The sequence below is a fragment of the Pseudomonas bubulae genome (genome assembly GCF_037023725.1).
Lineage (GTDB): Bacteria > Pseudomonadota > Gammaproteobacteria > Pseudomonadales > Pseudomonadaceae > Aquipseudomonas > Aquipseudomonas bubulae.
Map to the genome: position 1 here is coordinate 4,660,686 of NZ_CP146077.1, position 16,053 is coordinate 4,676,738.

The following is a 16,053-nucleotide window of genomic DNA, read 5'->3' on the forward strand; positions in this document are numbered from 1 at the left end:
ACTTACAGCCCTTGTTTCAGGCTGGCTATCAGGTATTCGTCGATATCGCCGTCGAGCACCTTGTCGCAGTCGCTGCGCTCGATATTGGTACGCAAATCCTTGATCCGCGAGGCGTCGAGAACGTACGAGCGGATCTGATGACCCCAGCCGATGTCCGACTTGGTGTCTTCCAGGGCCTGGGAAGCGGCATTGCGCTTCTGGATTTCCTGCTCGTAAAGACGCGCCCGCAGCATTTTCATCGCGGTGTCTTTGTTCGCATGCTGGGAACGTTCGTTCTGGCAGCTCACCACGGTATTGGTCGGCACGTGAGTGATACGTACGGCCGAGTCAGTGGTGTTTACGTGCTGACCACCCGCTCCGGAGGAGCGATAGGTATCGATCCGCAGGTCAGAGGGGTTGATGTCGATTTCGATGTTGTCATCGATTTCCGGCGAAACGAATACAGCCGAAAACGAGGTATGACGACGGTTGCCCGAATCGTACGGGCTTTTGCGTACCAGACGATGGACGCCAATCTCGGTGCGCAACCAACCAAATGCGTATTCGCCTTTGATATGAACGGTTGCACCCTTGATACCGGCAACTTCACCGGCGGACAGTTCCATGATGGTGGCATCGAAGCCGCGCTTGTCGGCCCAACGCAAATACATCCGCAGCAGGATATTGGCCCAGTCTTGCGCTTCGGTGCCACCGGAGCCAGCCTGGATGTCCAGGTACGCGTTGTTGGCATCCATCTCACCACTGAACATGCGGCGGAATTCGAGTTTTTCAAGGGCTTCGCGCAGGCGTTCAACTTCAGCGGCCACGTCATCGACGGCGCCCTGGTCTTCTTCCTCGGCGGCCATCAACAGCAGGTCTTTGGCATCGGCCAGGCCTGTGTGCATCTCATCGAGGGTTTCAACGATCTGCGCCAGCAGGGAGCGCTCGCGCCCCAGTTCCTGGGCGTATGCAGGGTTGTTCCAGACACTCGGATCTTCAAGCTCGCGATTGACTTCGGTCAGACGCTCATGCTTTTGATCGTAGTCAAAGATACCCCCGAATGGTTTCGGAGCGCTCTGACAGGTCCTTGATGCTGTTAAGGATCGGGTTGATTTCCATGGCTGGCGGCACTCTCAGGCGATTTTTACAAAGCCGGGGAGTATACCGTAAACCGAGCGTATCAGCAGCCCGCCTGGCGGGGTTATGTGGCCAGTGACAACAGGTCGCAAGCCTTCTTCGATGAGCGATACGTCGCACACGATTATGGGCACAGAATTACATCTGAAAGACGAGGCCATCTCAGCCGTACGACAAGTTTGAATACTACATAGGAATAATTACCCAATTTGAGAGAAAAGTACTACACGCCAAATAATTGCACTTAAAAACCTGCACCGCTATACCTACAACACACTTACAACACCTGATTCCCTGATACCCACACGCCATATCCGAACAACCAATAATTAAATGGCAGCCCCATGTCGAACTTAGCGAACGGTCACTCATTCGGTATAGCGACCCCCCACTTCAAGTCCTCGATGATGGCCATGCAGGCCTATCTAACATCAGGGGCGACCCCGCATGCCTTATTAAGTGCAGCCGTGTCACTGACGTATAACCTCCCGCACTTATGCGGCCTGGGAGGCGACGCAATTATCATGCAATCAACCCCCCATAATCTGGCCATCTTCAACGGAACGGGCAGAACAGGTTTTCACCAGCATCACGACAACTACTTGCATAAAGGCCTTGTATCAATTCCTCGCAGAGGGATTTACAGCACCATGATCTATGGCTGCCCTTCAGCTTATGATCGTTATACACGCCTACATGACATCGACTTGAACGGCGTATTTAAACACCTGCACGACAATGACTTGAAACATGGCGTGGTGGCGTCCAGCAGTTTGATTCAGGCGTTTGATAACAGCACTAAAGACTCACTCAGACAGACACGGTTTTCACAATGGAACAAATACTTTATTCAACAGCAAGATCCAGCGCCCTTCTACCGTCAAACCCTGGCCACTTTGGCGCGTGAAGGTTTTGCATCCATGTACAGGGGGCAGTTGGCGGCGCAGGTATTTGACGCGCTGTCGACCTGCGACCCGCATTTGTATACACCTGAAGATTTTTCCGACTTTACCCCTAACCCCTCAGAAGTAAAAAAAACCACCTTCATGCACGCCAATGTCACGGCGCATGGCAGTAACAGCCCATGGAAAGAGCTGTTCCTGCTCTTGAAAGTCTACCAGTGGAGTGCCGAAGACACGGCCTTGCTCACACCGGCACAGCTCTGTACGGCAGCCGGGCTGATCGACAGCTGGGTGGCATCGCCGCTTTCTTCAGAGACGCACAGCGATGACAGCCTGAGCCAACAGGCCGCCCTGATCTATCAACAGCTCAAATTCGACAACCCCGAACCTGTGCCTCAATTGTCCAAACCCTCCCACACCATCTTTATGGCATGTGCCGAGGCCGACGGGACCCTGACCGGCATAACCAACTCGATCTTTACCCCCCTGGGGTCACTGTTCGAGATCGATGACACAGGCATTATCCTGAGCAACCGGGCATTCTCATTCAATGGCCCCCATCTGGGTTCGACCTTCAAAGGCAACACAGCCGCCAAACACACCACCAACTGCGTGCGCGTCACCACCGATCACCTGGAATTTATCATTGGTACATCCGGGGGGCCTGTGCAGTCCCAGACACTGGCGTACGTCATCTACAAAATTATCGCTGAGCAATGCCCGGTTCAAACCGCGCTGTCGAGCCCGCGCTTTGCCAATCTGGGCCGGCACCCGAAGACAAACGGCATTACCTATTTAAGCGAATCCGCACAAACGAACCCGATATTTACCTGTACTCACGGGCTATCCGATAAATTCGGGGTGGTACAGCTGGCTGGCATCAACACCCTGACCGGTCAGGTGTTCGCCGCTGCAGACCCTCGTGGCAGCGGTGTGGCGCTGGCGGTATGAAGGCTCACAGTTGCGGTTCAGGCCATGCAGCCATACTGACTGTCGCCAGTGCTTTCTTTCTGGAAGTACTGGATGCAACCATCATGCTGATGGCCATCATCCCCATGGCCAACGACCTGGGCGCCAGCATCAGCGGCGTGACACTGTCACTGGCCACCTATCTACTGGCCCTGGTCTTGTTCCTGCCCCTGAGCGGGCATTTGTTCAACCGTTTCGCGCTTGCCCAACAATTCCTGTGCGGCCTGGCGATTTTTTGCCTCGCCTCCCTGGCCTGCGCCATCAGCCAGAATATTTACCTGCTGTGCATCGCCCGCCTTGTCCAGGGCTTTGGCAGTGCGTTGGTGGTACCTGCCGGACGAGCCTTGATCCTGGCCAACACCCCGAAGATTGCCATTCCCAAAACCATGGCCTGGCTGATTGCGCCTGCGCTCGTCGCCCCGATGGTTGCCCCCTATATGGCCAACCTGCTGTTAAACATCGGCAACTGGCGACTGATTTTTGCCTCTATCGGACTCTTTGCCGCAGGATTGATTATTGCCTGCCGCATCACCCTGTACTCACTGCCTGCCCCTGAAACCCCGCGTTTACAGCTTGATAAACATGCCTACGCACTATGGGCACTGTCCTCATCGGCCTTGTTCATGATGTTTATGGCGGCTTCAAATAACTGGCTCTTCTGCAGCGTTCTGGCCGCAGGTGCAATGCTCTATGGCAGCAAACGACTTTGCACAAGGCTGCACCAGCACGCGAAGGCGCAATTGTTTGATCTGTCCTTGCTCAATGATCCAGCGTTCAAGTTCAACATTCTCTCCGGCAGTTTGTTCCGTATCAGCATTTATGCATTTCCAACGCTGCTGATTATTCACCTCATGAAAAATTCGAATTATTCGCCCGTTTCGATTGGCCACTGCCTGCTGTTTATCTTCGCCGGCAACCTTGTTTCAAAACCCGTGGCAGCCCGGCTATTAACAGGCTGCCGCTGCCTGAAACGCTATTTTATCTATTCGGCACTGACGACATCCGTCACGTTGGGCCTGTTTCTTTTCCCGCCACTGCTCAACCAACTACCGGCACTGTGGTTGATGTGTTTTCTACACGGTTGCGCACGCTCATTTCAATTTCTCGGCTACTCATCCACCGCACTGCGCAATGTGCAACAGCACCGCATGCATCACGCCAATATCCTGATCAGTTCGGTGATGCAACACAACGCCCTGATCGGCCAGGCACTACCTGCCCTTCTGAGTGCTTTCTTTATTCCCGAACACCTGCCGTTCTTCACGATCGGCATGTCCACCGTGACGCTTGCATCACTTCTTACCGTGCTGGGCGCACTGCGCCTGCCCAACTCAAACAGGAGCCATATCGACCCCATGCACTTCAAGTCCGATTAACGGAAAACCTGGGTATGTCCCGTACTCATGTGGTGTTACGCAAGGAGCTGAAGATGAAAGCATTGACGTTGAAAACCACCGTTGAAATTCCGATAGAGGGCGTTCCTCAACTCACCCGATTTGTGTCCTTTGAAGGTGTCGATAAAGAACACTTCGCGCTATTGATTGGTGACTGTCAAACCACTCCCGTACTCACCCGGGTTCATTCCGAGTGCCTGACAGGCGATGTATTCGGCTCAAAGCGTTGCGATTGCGGCGCCCAGCTCAAAGAAGCCCTGTCGCAAATAGCCGCGCGAGGGGGTGGCGTATTGATCTATCTGCGTCAGGAAGGGCGCGGTATTGGCCTGTACTCCAAGTTCGATGCCTACCTGCTGCAAAACCAGGGCATTGATACCTTCACTGCCAACGAGATGCTCGGGTACGCCGATGACTTGAGAGAGTTTGAAAGTGCGGGGGCCATGCTCAAGGCCCTGCATATTCATCACATCGACCTGATTACCAACAACCCGGCAAAAATCCTGGCCCTGGAAAATTGCGATATCACCATCAATACCACCCTGCCCTCCGGGGTTTTCCTGACCGTCGAAAACGAGGACTACCTGCGCAGCAAAATCAATAAAAAACACCATACGATCAACTTGAAAAACAAAAAATGGTGATCGCAATGAGCACTTACATTCTGAATTTTTCACCTACAGGCATGCTACCGACAAAGCAGATGAACCCCCACACACCCATCAGCACCTCAGAAATTATCGACGATGTATTGATGGCCGCCGAACTGGGTGCGTCCATTGCTCACCTGCACGCCAGGGATCAAAAAACCGGCGAACCGACCTGCGACCTCAACACATTTGCCACTCTCTTCGAAGGCATCAGAAAATATAATAAACAACTGATTTTATGCGCCTCACTCAGTGGTCGAAACATTTCCGATCCAACTCTCAGAGCGCTGCCCCTGTCATTGGACGGTGACGCAAAACCCGATATGGGTTCATTGACCTTGTCGTCCATGAACTTTTCCACGCAGCCCAGCATTAATGCCCCGGCGACAATCAACTACCTCGCCGAACAAATGGCGCTAAAAGGCATCTCGCCCGAGGTTGAGATATTTGATAGCGGCATGTCGAACTACCTGCATTGCCTGATCAAAAAATCGTTAATGCCGCCCACTGTCTACGCCAATATTTTGCTGGGCAATATTTTTGGCGCACAGCCCAGTTTTGCGCACATGGCAGCCATTACCAGCTCACTGCCGGGCAATGTCGTCAGTTCTTTCGCCGGGCTGGGCAGCTATCAACTGCGCAGCAATACCCTGGCTCTCGCCTCTGGTCACGGCATCCGCATCGGCCTTGAAGACAATATCTGGCTCGACCATAAACGCACCACCCTGGCGAGTAATCGCAGCCTGCTCGAGCGCATCACCGCCATTGCCAACCTGCAGGAGTTGACACCCGCCACCCCCAGGCAGGTCAGGGAACAACTAGGACTGCAACCTGGACAAGGTCGCTATGGCTTGCCCCCTATCGTTGACTGATACGAGGAAACAGAAAATGGAGAATGTCTGGTTTACTCCCGAAAATTATCAACGCACCTCCAAAAACCTGCAGAGACGCTGTTTGAAACTATTGCTGTCGTTCGCGCCCCCCCAAGGCACATTGCTGGATGTCGGGTGCGGAACCGGTAATACCCTGCTCTTCACGGACAAAGAAAAGATTGAGCAGTACGTGGGCATTGATATTTCCGCTGACATGATTGCGTACGCCAACCGCGCTCATGCAGCACCCAATATCAGATTTATGGTCAGCGACTTCCTGGACTGTCCCCTCGAACACTGGCCAGCGTTTGACGCAGCCGTCTGTGCCGCCTGCCTGCATTGGTTTATTCCCAACGAACAAACTGTTATCGATAAATTATTCAGGGCTTTGAAACCGGGCGGTTACTTATATTTATCCTGTGCGTTCGACTTCGATTATGTACAAGGTGAGCGATCGATCCAGGAGCGGGTGCTGACCGCTATCCGCCAGCAATACCCCTGTATTGCCGAGCCCGTGGTATTCGATGATTTCAGGTTCAACAGGCACTCCCTTGTCACGGCACTTCACGGTTTCGAGATCATTCGCTCGCACCGTATCGAGGAACCCGTGCACTTCAAGACGTTTGAAGATTTCAGGGATTGGCACCTGGGTAGCGGCTCCGTGGTCTATGGCCAGTTCGAAGAAAGCGTCCGCGACCTGGCAATCGCCGCTTACTATCAAAAACTCTATGAGCACTATTGCGCCGCAGAATACAAAACCGCGTATTCCACTGGCTTGATGCTGCTTAAAAGGAGGGCTGCCTGATGTATACCGGAATTGTTCAAGGCACTGCCCGGGTGCTGTCGGTGCACACGCAGGCTGGGCACAAACGTATCGTCCTGGCCCAGAAAGCGTCTCTATTCGAAAACGTTGATATCGGTGCCAGCGTGTCGGTCAACGGCACCTGCCTGACCGTCGTTGCCTACTCTGCAGGCACCGCGACGTTTGATATTTCTCACCGAACGGCCGAAATCACGACACTCAAACACTTGAGTATCGATGAGCAGGTCAATATTGAACGCTCACATCGAACTGGCGATGAGAATGGCGGGCACGCACTGTACGGCCATGTTGAAAGTACCGCGCAGGTCGTGTCGTGGCAGCCACTGGGCGAAACGGTGACTGCGCAACTCCAGCTGGATGCGTCGACCTTTGCCTACCTGTTCAAAAAGGGTTTTGTCGGTATGCATGGCTGCAGCCTCACCATCGATAGCCTGGACGAAGAGCGGCACTGGGTGACGGTCAACCTGATTGCGCAAACACTCGCCCTGACCAATTTGAGCAGCTTGCGGGTGGGTGACCGGGTCAATATCGAAATCGACCAGACCACCCGCACCCTGGTGGATACCCTTAGGACTACCCTGGCCCGCCTGCTCCCAGGAAACCTGTAGCGTACGGCAAAGCAGTCGTCGTTGATGCCATCGCGCGCAGGCTCGCTCCCACGACAGTGCTGTAAGCACTCCGGCTGTGTGAACGACACAAAACCTGTGGAAGCTGGCTTGCCTGCGATGCAAGCGACAAGGTCTTGAGAGCAATCACTCAATACCCACCTGATTACGCCCATTCTTCTTGGCCAGGTAAAGCCCCTTGTCCGCCGCCGAAATCAGCTCACGGCAGTTGCTACCCTGCTGCGGGGTCATGGTCGACAGGCCAATACTGATGGTCAGGCTGGAGCCTGCTGTCGGCGAAATATGCGGGATTTTCATCGCTTCAACCGCCATGCGCAGTTTTTCTGCCACCAGCCGCGCGCCGCCCTGGGAAGTGTTGGGCAGTACAATGGCAAATTCCTCACCGCCATAACGGGCCGGCAAGTCAGATGGCCGGCTGCTGGCATCACGGATGCCCGCCGCCACCTTGCGCAACGCTTCATCGCCGTCCAGATGGCCAAACGAGTCGTTGTATGATTTGAAGTAATCAACATCGATCATCAACAACGACAATTGGTTCTGCTCACGCATGGCGCGACGCCATTCCAGCTCAAGGTATTCATCAAAGTGACGGCGGTTGGACAGCCCGGTCAGGCCATCGGAGTTCATCAGCCGTTGCAGCACCAGATTGGTGTCCAGCAATTGCTGTTGGCTGACCCGCAGCGCACGGTAGGCAGCATCACGCTGCAACAGCGTCATGTAGGAGCGCGAGTGATAGCGGATACGCGCCACCAGTTCGATGTTGTCCGGCAGCTTCACCAGGTAATCATTGGCCCCGGCCGAGAACGCCGCGCTTTTGATCAACGGGTCTTCTTTGGTGGACAACACGATAATCGGGATATTTTGCGTCGCCGGGTGGTTGCGGTATTCGCGCACCAGGCTCAAGCCGTCCAGGCCCGGCATCACCAGATCCTGCAAAATCACCGTCGGCTTGATGCGGATAGCCTGGGCAATGGCCTGGTGCGGGTCGGCACAGAAGTGAAAATCAATGTTCTGTTCAAGGGCCAACCCTCGGCGCACGGCTTCGCCGATCATTGCCTGATCGTCTACCAGCAACACCATGGCCGCGTTTTCATCAGTTTTAACGTCGTCCAACTGCAAGTCGCTCATGCGCGTTCACCTGAATTACTGCCTTCAAGCCACTCTTGCCGGGTTCTACCAGTCATTTGGCAAATTTCTCCAGCAAGCGTGGCGCAATCTTGTCCAATGGGCGAATCTCGACTGCGGCATCGATGGCCGCTGCCGCTTTGGGCATTCCGTACACCGAGCTGCTCTGCTGATCCTGGGCAATGGTGAGAAACCCCTGCTGGCGCATGAGTTTAAGACCTTGAGCCCCGTCACGCCCCATGCCGGTCAACAGCACTCCCACCGCTTCACCATTCCAGTAGCGAGCAACACTTTCAAAAAACACATCGATCGATGGCCGATAAATCTCATTGACCGGCTCGGCGGTGTAAGCCAGCGTGCCATTTTTCAATAGCCTGATATGGTGATTGGTGCCCGCCAGCAGCACAGTGCCCACCTGCGGCGTCTCCCCGTCGCGGGCCAGGCGCACATCAAGTCCGCACGAAGTGCTCAGCCACTCGGCCATACCTGCAGCAAACACCTGATCAACGTGCTGAACCAGTACGATAGCTGCCTCAAAGTTTCTCGGCAGACCTTTAAGCAGGGTTTCAAGTGCAGCCGGACCACCTGCCGACGAACCGATGGCCACCAGCCCTGCCCGCACACCCGGTACACGAGCATGGGTCACTACCGGCTTGACCCGTTTCTCACTCTGCCCCATCAACCAGCCAACATTGAGTATCTTGCGCAGCAAAGGCGCCGCCGCCTCTCTGGGGTTGCTGCCGCCCAGCACGGGGGTATCCACCACATCCAGCGCACCAAAGCCCATGGCCTCAAAAACACGGTGCACATTCTGCTCGCGGTCGATGGTGACAATCACAATCGCACAAGGGCTTTCAGCCATGATCCGGCGCGTGGCCTCGACGCCGTCCATGACCGGCATGATCAAGTCCATCAGAATCAGGTCCGGGGTGTTCTCGGCGCACAGGCGCACCGCCTCCTGACCATCACCGGCAACCCAGATCACATGGTGCGCGGGTTCGAACGCCAGCGCCCGGCGCAAGGCCTCAACCGCCAGGGGCATATCGTTGACGATGGCGATTCTCATGTCTGGGCTCCACCAATGAGTTCAACCACTGCGTCGAGCAGGGCATCGTCATGGAAACTCGCTTTGGCTAGATAATAGTCGGCGCCTGCATCCAGGCCGCGCCGACGGTCTTCTTCACGATCTTTGTACGACACCACCATCACCGGCATTGATTGCAATCGGTTATCGCGACGCAACAGGGTAACCAGTTCGATGCCATCCATGCGCGGCATATCGATGTCGGTAATCAACAAATCGAAATGCTCGGCACGCAGCGCGTTCCAGCCGTCCATGCCGTCAACCGCCACAGCCACTTCATAACCACGGTTAATCAGCAACTTGCGTTGCAGTTCGCGCACCGTCAATGAGTCATCCACCACCAGAATACGTTTGCGGGTCAATTCGGCGGTGTGCCGGTTACGCCGGTCGATACGCTCAAGACGCCCGGTATTAAGCAGTTTGTCTACCGAACGCAGCATGTCTTCGACATCTACGATCAGCACCGGTGAACCATCATCCAGCAAGGCCCCGGCGGAAATGTCCTGGACCTTGCCCAGACGCGGATCAAGGGGCAGGACCACCAGGGTGCGCTCGCCGATAAAGCGCTCAACGGCCACGCCATAGACCGCGTCGCGTTCGCGAATCACCACCACCTTGAGGGTTTCGTCATCGCTCTGGCTGGCAGGGCGCTGCAACAATTGGCTGGCGGCAACCAGCCCCACATGGCGGCCTTCATGCCAGAAGTGCTGACGGCCTTCGAGCTGCACGATGTCGTCGGGCTCCAGGTCGCGCATGCGCTCGATATGGGCCAGCGGGAAGGCATAGGCTTCGTCGGCCACTTCAACCACCAGGCTGCGCACCACCGACAGAGTCAACGGCACTTCAAGATGGAAGCGGCTGCCATGCTGGGGGGTGTGCTCCAGCACAATGGCACCGCGCAACAGGCGCACCATATGCTGTACGGCATCCAGACCCACACCGCGCCCCGATACTTCGGTGACGGTGTCGCGCAGACTGAAACCGGGTAAAAACAGAAAGGTCAGCAGCTCTTCTTCGCTCAGTTGCGCCACCGTCTCCTCGGTGGACAACTGACGCTCGACGATGGTGCGACGCAAACGGTCCAGATCGACACCGGCACCGTCATCGCTCAACTCCAGCACCAGCAGACCGGCCTGATGGGAGATGCGCAGGCGGATCAGGCCTTCGGCCGGTTTGCCCGCCAGCAAGCGCTGTTCCGGGGTTTCAATACCGTGGTCGACGGCATTGCGCAATAAATGGATCAAGGGTGCTTCGAGCTTTTCCAGCACGTCGCGGTCAACCTGGGTTTTCTCGCCTTCGATTTCCAGGCGGATCTGCTTGCCCAGGGCGCGACCCAAATCACGCACCATGCGCTCCTGCCCGACCAGCACATCGGCGAAGGGCCGCATGCGACACGCCAGTGCAGTGTCGTAGAGCAATTGCGCACGCTGGCCAGCCTGCCAGCAAAATTCGTCAAGTTCGGCGGTCTGCTCGCTGAGCAGGTGCTGGGACTCGGCCAGCATCTGCCGGGCATCGACCAGTGCCTGCTCGGCTTCATGGCTGATGCCCGAGACCTGGAGGTGTTCATTGAGCGTGTCCATGGCCCGCAAGTTGGTGCTTTGCATGCGTTTAAGCCGTTGCAATGTCACCAGAAAGGGTTTGAGGCGCTGGGTTTCCACCAGGGATTTGCTCGACAGATCGAGCAGGCTGTTAAGGCGCTGGGCCGTGACCCGCAGTACCCGCTCGCCGCTTTCGGTCAGACGCTGGGGGCGACGTGCTGGCTCCGCTGCCGGCTCGGCTGGCACCTCGACCTGACGCTCAACCACAGGTTCTGGCGCAAATTCGGGTACAGCTGGCGAGGGCATCAACAACAGCTGCGACACGTCAAATTCGGGCGGCGCCACCCGCGCACCGGGGGCAGACGGATCCAGCAGCTCATTCATGTGCGCCACATAGGCGTCGATGTCGTGAGGCGTGACAGTGTTGCCGGGGGTGGCAATGCGCATCAGCAGGTCGGTACCTTGCAACAAGGCATCAATGTGTTCGCGTTGCAGGTACAAACGGCCTTCCTGGGCACTGACCAGGCAGTCTTCCATGACATGGGACACGCTGACCCCGGCATCCACCCCGACAATCCGGGCTGCGCCCTTGAGCGAGTGGGCCGCGCGCATGCAGGCTTCCAGCTGGTCAGCCTGGGTCGGGTTGCGTTCCAGCGCCAGCAGGCCTTCGTTGAGCACCTGGGTTTGCGCCTCGGCCTCCAGGCTGAACAGCTCAAGCAGCGAGGCGTCGCGCATTTGCTCGGGGGTCATGTCAGGCTCCAGGTGATTGCGCTCAACAGTTGCTCTTCATCCAGTAAACGCAGGCTGCGGGTTTTCCACTGCAGCACACCCCGGGTGTATTTGGCGCTGACATGCTCGCCGGAGAGCGATGCAGCATTGATGTCGCCCTCGGCAATATTATGAATGCCATCCACCTCATCCACCGGCAGTACCACGGCTCCACCGTGGGCGGCCACAATCAGCATGCGCGGCATCACCCGCTGCGATGAGGCTCCCGGCGTGGCTGGGTCAAGCCCCAGCAGTTCAACCAGCGACAGGCACGGCACCAGAGTACCGCGCACATTGGCCACACCGCGCAAGGCCCGGGAACGCTGGTGCGGCAGGGAGTGAATGGTTTGCATCGGTGCCACTTCATCCAGGCAACGCGTGGGCAGCCCCAGCCACTCCTCACTCAGGCGGAAAATCACCAGTGAGCAGGTTGCAACCTTTTGCTCATGGGCCTGCGGGGCATAAAGCTCCTGGCTTTGCTGCTCAAATGAATAGCGGTCGAGCAAACGGGTCGCGGCAGCAGCATACGTGTCGCAGTTGCGGCAATGGATATGCTGGGGCAGCAACGGGCAGCTTTTGTCACCGTAGATGCCAATGCGGTTCCAGCAGTCATCAATGGCCTGCGCTTCGGAGTGAATCAAGCTCTGTGCTGCTAAAGCGCTCATTGTTTACGCTCACTTTGAGTGGAACGCCCGTTACGGGCTGCGCGCTCGTGCAAGCGCCGGGCGCCTGCTTCATCGCCTTGTGAAGCCAACAGCGCTGCCAGATGGGCCAGCGCTTCCGAATGCTGGGGTTCCAGGTACAGCGCCTTGCGATAGAAGCCCTGGGCCTCTGAGGTCTGGCCCTGCACATCGCTGAGCAGGCCCAACCAGTAAAACACCTCGGCCTGCGGGTCATGCCGCTGCAAGAACTGTTCGCAGACCGCACGCGCCTCAAGGCTTTTGCCTTCATTGGCCAGGCTGGCAATCTGTTCAAGCAACAGACCCGGCCCATCCACTGGCGAAGCCGATTTTTGCCCGATCGGGGCTTGCGCGCGCGGGGCAAAAGGCCGGCTGGCCGGTGTCGGCACAGGCGCTGGCGCTTTTGGTCGTGCCAGTGGCTTGAGTTCGGCAAGCACAGGGCGCGCTGCCGGCAATGGCTCATGATTGTGGCAAAAGGCAAACGACTGCGGAGCACCGATCGAACGCATGCCCAGCCGGTTGAGCAAGCTGCCTTCGGCCGGACCTATAAATAAAACACCATCATCACGGGTCAGGCGCTTGAGCACATCCAGGGCCTGCTGCTGGGTTTTAAGATCAAAGTAGATCAACAGGTTGCGGCAGAACACAAAGTCATAAGGCTCGTGGCTGGCGAGCAGTATCGGATCCAGCAGATTGCCTGCGGTGAAGCTGACCTGCCCGCAGACCCGCTCCGACAACTGATAACCATCGCTCTCGACACAGAAGTAGCGCTCACGAAAATCTGTTGGCTGACCTCGAAAGGAGTTTTTGCCATACAGCGCGTTTTGCGCACGCTGCACCGAAAGCGGACTGACATCCAGGGCGTCGACCTTGAATTGGTGTGCAGCAAAGCCGGCATCGAACAGTGCCATGGCAATCGAATACGGCTCTTCGCCGGTCGAACACGGCAGACTCAGGATACGCAACGGGCGTCGGCTGCCGATTTCCGCCAGGCGCTGCCTGGCCAGGCGGCCCAGGGTGGCAAAGGATTCGGGGTAACGGAAGAACCAGGTCTCGGGCACGATCACCGATTCGATCAGGGCTTGCTGTTCATCCTGGGAACTGAGCAGGCGCTGCCAGTAGCGATCGTTATCAGCCATGCCCAATGCAATGCAGCGCTGGCGTACGGCACGTTCGATAATCGCCGGGCCGACCGATGCCACATCCAGGCCGATGCGCTGCTTCAAATAGTCAAAAAAACGCTGATCAAGACTCATGGCGCCACCTGGACGCAGGTGTCATCTTCGCCCTGGGCAAAAAGCAGAGCAGACACCGCAGGGCTGAGCAGATCGTCGACACTTAACCACTGCAACAGCCCGGCCTCATCTTTACGCACCGGTCCCAGGTAAGGCGCATCGCGGTTATCGACACCGTAGGGCTGAAACTCCGCCGGATGGCAGCGCAAAGTGTCACTGGCCTGTTCAAGCAGCAGGCCGAGCAATTGCCCGCGATAATTGACCAGCACCAGCCGGGTGCTGGTGCGGGCTACGGCGGCGGTGCCAAAGGTCATGGCACTGATATCGATCACCGGAACCATTCGATCACGATGAGCAAAAACCCCCGCTACCCACTCGGGGGCATGGGCTATGGGCTTGAGAGGCAAGCGCGGCAACACTTCGACCACATCGCCAGCGGCCAGTGCATAGCGCTCGTTACCAATATAAAACACCAGAAACAGGCGTTTTTGCGACACCTTGGCGCCCGGTTTTTTGGCTGAAAGCTCGCTCATCAGACTTTGAAACGCGAAACGCCGCTGCGCAACCCAACGGCAACCTGACTCAATTCGTCGATCGCGAAGCTGGCCTGACGCAGGGACTCGACGGTCTGGCTGCTGGCATCACCCAATTGCACCAGCGCAAGGTTGATCTGCTCGGCACCGGTAGCCTGAGCCTGCATGCCTTCATTGACCATCAGTACACGCGGCGCCAGGGCCTGAACCTGATGGATGATCTGCGACAGCTGCTCGCCCACTTGCTGCACTTCGGACATGCCGCGGCGTACTTCTTCAGAGAACTTGTCCATGCCCATCACGCCCGCCGACACTGCCGACTGAATCTCGCGCACCATCTGCTCGATATCGTAGGTAGCCACGGCAGTCTGGTCGGCCAAACGGCGCACTTCGGTAGCAACCACAGCAAAACCGCGGCCGTATTCACCGGCTTTTTCAGCTTCAATGGCCGCGTTAAGCGACAGCAAATTGGTCTGGTCGGCGACCTTGACGATGGTCACCACCACCTGGTTGATGTTACCGGCCTTCTCGTTGAGGATCGCCAGCTTGGCGTTGACCAGATCGGCAGCCCCCATCACCGAGTGCATGGTTTCTTCCATGCGGGCCAGGCCCTGCTGCCCGGAACCGGCCAGGATCGAGGCCTGGTCGGCTGCCGAGGTCACTTCGGTCATGGTGCGCACCAGATCACGGGACGTGGCGGCAATTTCCCGGGAAGTTGCACCTATTTCCGTAGTGGTGGCTGCGGTTTCAGTGGCTGTGGCCTGTTGTTGCTTGGAGGTAGCGGCAATTTCCGTAACCGACGTAGTGACCTGCACCGAAGAGCGCTGGGCCTGGGACACCAACGTAGTCAGCTCGGCCATCATGTCGTTGAAGCCGGTTTCCACCGCGCCAAACTCGTCCTTGCGCTCCAGATTCAAGCGCGAGCTCAGGTCACCGGAACGCATCACTTCCAGAATCGTGACGATACGCTGCATCGGCGACATGATTGCGCGCAGCAACAGGAAGCCACACAGCGCTGCTGCAAGTACGGCAATAACCAGGGAAATGATCATGCTGATCTTGGCAGTCAATACGGCGTGCCCAATATTGTCAGTGGCGAGCTTGGCCGACTCGCTGTTGCCTTCAATGATGCTGTTGAGCAACTTGCGGCCTTCCATCCAGGCTGGAGCCAGTTGCTCACTAAGCACCTTGTGGGCCTGGGCGTAATCCTTGTTCTGATAGAGATCAAGAATTTTCGCCAACACCACGCCGTACTCTCCATGCAGACGCTCGAAGTCGTCGAAGTGGGCCCTGTCTTCACCTTCAAAAATAGTGCCGCGATAGTTATCCAGTTCTTTGTTCAAGCGGTCTTCGTAGCTGGCGTACAACTTGCGGTCTTCGTTGGTCAGGTCACGCTGATTAAGCGAGCCCACCAGCTCCAGGGTCAGGACATAGCTGTCGACCCAGGCGCTACGAATCATCGAACTGTAATAGACCCCGGGAATCGAGTCGGTTTGCACCTTTTCTTCACTGGTTTCGATCGACAGCAGGCGCGAGTAAGACGCAACAACCATCAGCAGCATAATGGCGATGATTACAGCAAAGCTCGCCAAGATGCGTTGGCGTAACGTCCAGTTCTTCACAGTCGATCCTCGGGTGCCATTCAAATGAAGGTGAGTATAGCCGAGGGTAAGCAATGATTCGTACAGGCGTTGAGACAGATCTCACAGCAATAGACAAAAATTCCTACATGCAAAACTTC

The 16,053-nt window shown here is 56.7% G+C and carries 14 protein-coding genes; 6 read left to right on the forward strand and 8 right to left on the reverse strand.

What is annotated here, in order from left to right:
• Window positions 1-2 precede the first annotated feature (2 nt).
• A protein-coding gene (gene prfB / locus V6L81_RS21430) for a peptide chain release factor 2 (RefSeq protein ID WP_130872011.1) occupies window positions 3-1,098 on the reverse strand; the annotation gives its coding sequence in 2 pieces (ribosomal slippage) (window positions 3-1,025 and window positions 1,027-1,098; 1,095 coding nt in all).
• Window positions 1,099-1,523: 425 nt separating this feature from the next.
• Here prfB and V6L81_RS21435 point away from each other — a divergent pair.
• Genes V6L81_RS21435 through V6L81_RS21460 form a run of 6 tightly spaced genes read left to right on the forward strand, consistent with a single transcriptional unit; the run spans window position 1,524 to window position 7,331 of the window.
• On the forward strand, window positions 1,524-2,969 hold the full coding sequence (locus V6L81_RS21435) for a gamma-glutamyltransferase (RefSeq protein WP_176464959.1): 1,446 nt from the start codon (window positions 1,524-1,526) through the stop codon (window positions 2,967-2,969).
• Window positions 2,966-4,363, forward strand: a complete 1,398-nt coding sequence (locus V6L81_RS21440; RefSeq protein WP_095020558.1) for an MFS transporter — start codon at window positions 2,966-2,968, stop codon at window positions 4,361-4,363. Before V6L81_RS21435 ends, V6L81_RS21440 begins: the two co-directional genes overlap by 4 nt.
• A 14-nt stretch (window positions 4,364-4,377) precedes the next feature.
• Window positions 4,378-5,022 carry a GTP cyclohydrolase II RibA gene (ribA, locus tag V6L81_RS21445; RefSeq protein ID WP_232527636.1) on the forward strand — a complete coding sequence of 215 codons (645 nt, stop codon included), beginning with the start codon at window positions 4,378-4,380 and terminating at the stop codon, window positions 5,020-5,022.
• Between the two features lie 5 nt (window positions 5,023-5,027).
• Window positions 5,028-5,900 (forward strand): 3-keto-5-aminohexanoate cleavage protein, encoded by an 873-nt coding sequence (locus V6L81_RS21450; RefSeq protein WP_095001395.1) that lies wholly within the window; start codon window positions 5,028-5,030, stop codon window positions 5,898-5,900.
• A gap of 16 nt (window positions 5,901-5,916) precedes the next feature.
• A complete protein-coding gene (locus V6L81_RS21455) occupies window positions 5,917-6,705 on the forward strand; it encodes a bifunctional 2-polyprenyl-6-hydroxyphenol methylase/3-demethylubiquinol 3-O-methyltransferase UbiG (RefSeq protein ID WP_165484566.1) in 789 nt (262 codons plus the stop codon).
• Window positions 6,705-7,331 (forward strand): riboflavin synthase subunit alpha, encoded by a 627-nt coding sequence (locus V6L81_RS21460; protein ID WP_095018188.1) that lies wholly within the window; start codon window positions 6,705-6,707, stop codon window positions 7,329-7,331. Before V6L81_RS21455 ends, V6L81_RS21460 begins: the two co-directional genes overlap by 1 nt.
• A gap of 144 nt (window positions 7,332-7,475) precedes the next feature.
• On the opposite strand, the gene V6L81_RS21465 is transcribed toward V6L81_RS21460, so the two are convergent.
• From V6L81_RS21465 to V6L81_RS21495, 7 genes are read right to left on the reverse strand one after another with little or no spacing between them, the layout of a single operon-like run.
• Window positions 7,476-8,477 carry a diguanylate cyclase gene (locus V6L81_RS21465; protein ID WP_095001271.1) on the reverse strand — a complete coding sequence of 334 codons (1,002 nt, stop codon included), beginning with the start codon at window positions 8,475-8,477 and terminating at the stop codon, window positions 7,476-7,478.
• A 52-nt stretch (window positions 8,478-8,529) separates the two neighbouring features.
• Window positions 8,530-9,540, reverse strand: coding sequence for a chemotaxis response regulator protein-glutamate methylesterase (locus V6L81_RS21470; RefSeq protein ID WP_095001270.1), 1,011 nt, complete (start codon window positions 9,538-9,540; stop codon window positions 8,530-8,532).
• Window positions 9,537-11,846, reverse strand: coding sequence for a hybrid sensor histidine kinase/response regulator (locus V6L81_RS21475; RefSeq protein WP_095001269.1), 2,310 nt, complete (start codon window positions 11,844-11,846; stop codon window positions 9,537-9,539). The genes V6L81_RS21470 and V6L81_RS21475 overlap by 4 nt, the downstream gene beginning before the upstream one ends.
• Window positions 11,843-12,529, reverse strand: a complete 687-nt coding sequence (locus V6L81_RS21480; protein WP_338660319.1) for a chemotaxis protein CheW — start codon at window positions 12,527-12,529, stop codon at window positions 11,843-11,845. Before V6L81_RS21480 ends, V6L81_RS21475 begins: the two co-directional genes overlap by 4 nt.
• Window positions 12,526-13,800 carry a protein-glutamate O-methyltransferase CheR gene (locus tag V6L81_RS21485; protein ID WP_095018191.1) on the reverse strand — a complete coding sequence of 425 codons (1,275 nt, stop codon included), beginning with the start codon at window positions 13,798-13,800 and terminating at the stop codon, window positions 12,526-12,528. Before V6L81_RS21485 ends, V6L81_RS21480 begins: the two co-directional genes overlap by 4 nt.
• Window positions 13,797-14,312 (reverse strand): chemotaxis protein CheW, encoded by a 516-nt coding sequence (locus V6L81_RS21490; protein ID WP_338660320.1) that lies wholly within the window; start codon window positions 14,310-14,312, stop codon window positions 13,797-13,799. Before V6L81_RS21490 ends, V6L81_RS21485 begins: the two co-directional genes overlap by 4 nt.
• Window positions 14,312-15,934, reverse strand: coding sequence for a methyl-accepting chemotaxis protein (locus tag V6L81_RS21495; protein WP_095001265.1), 1,623 nt, complete (start codon window positions 15,932-15,934; stop codon window positions 14,312-14,314). The genes V6L81_RS21490 and V6L81_RS21495 overlap by 1 nt, the downstream gene beginning before the upstream one ends.
• Between the last annotated feature and the right edge of the window lie 119 nt (window positions 15,935-16,053).

What these genes read in the sequence shown, in the direction of transcription:
- V6L81_RS21480 (WP_338660319.1), bottom strand. Translation starts at nt 12,529, where the DNA reads ATGAGCGCTTTAGCAGCACAGAGCTTGATTCACTCCGAAGCGCAGGCC.
- V6L81_RS21465 (WP_095001271.1), bottom strand. Translation starts at nt 8,477, where the DNA reads ATGAGCGACTTGCAGTTGGACGACGTTAAAACTGATGAAAACGCGGCC.
- V6L81_RS21450 (WP_095001395.1), top strand. Translation starts at nt 5,028, where the DNA reads ATGAGCACTTACATTCTGAATTTTTCACCTACAGGCATGCTACCGACA.
- V6L81_RS21490 (WP_338660320.1), bottom strand. Translation starts at nt 14,312, where the DNA reads ATGAGCGAGCTTTCAGCCAAAAAACCGGGCGCCAAGGTGTCGCAAAAA.
- V6L81_RS21435 (WP_176464959.1), top strand. Translation starts at nt 1,524, where the DNA reads ATGGCCATGCAGGCCTATCTAACATCAGGGGCGACCCCGCATGCCTTA.
- V6L81_RS21475 (WP_095001269.1), bottom strand. Translation starts at nt 11,846, where the DNA reads ATGACCCCCGAGCAAATGCGCGACGCCTCGCTGCTTGAGCTGTTCAGC.
- V6L81_RS21460 (WP_095018188.1), top strand. Translation starts at nt 6,705, where the DNA reads ATGTATACCGGAATTGTTCAAGGCACTGCCCGGGTGCTGTCGGTGCAC.
- ribA (WP_232527636.1), top strand. Translation starts at nt 4,378, where the DNA reads ATGTCCCGTACTCATGTGGTGTTACGCAAGGAGCTGAAGATGAAAGCA.
- V6L81_RS21470 (WP_095001270.1), bottom strand. Translation starts at nt 9,540, where the DNA reads ATGAGAATCGCCATCGTCAACGATATGCCCCTGGCGGTTGAGGCCTTG.
- V6L81_RS21455 (WP_165484566.1), top strand. Translation starts at nt 5,917, where the DNA reads ATGGAGAATGTCTGGTTTACTCCCGAAAATTATCAACGCACCTCCAAA.
- V6L81_RS21440 (WP_095020558.1), top strand. Translation starts at nt 2,966, where the DNA reads ATGAAGGCTCACAGTTGCGGTTCAGGCCATGCAGCCATACTGACTGTC.
- V6L81_RS21485 (WP_095018191.1), bottom strand. Translation starts at nt 13,800, where the DNA reads ATGAGTCTTGATCAGCGTTTTTTTGACTATTTGAAGCAGCGCATCGGC.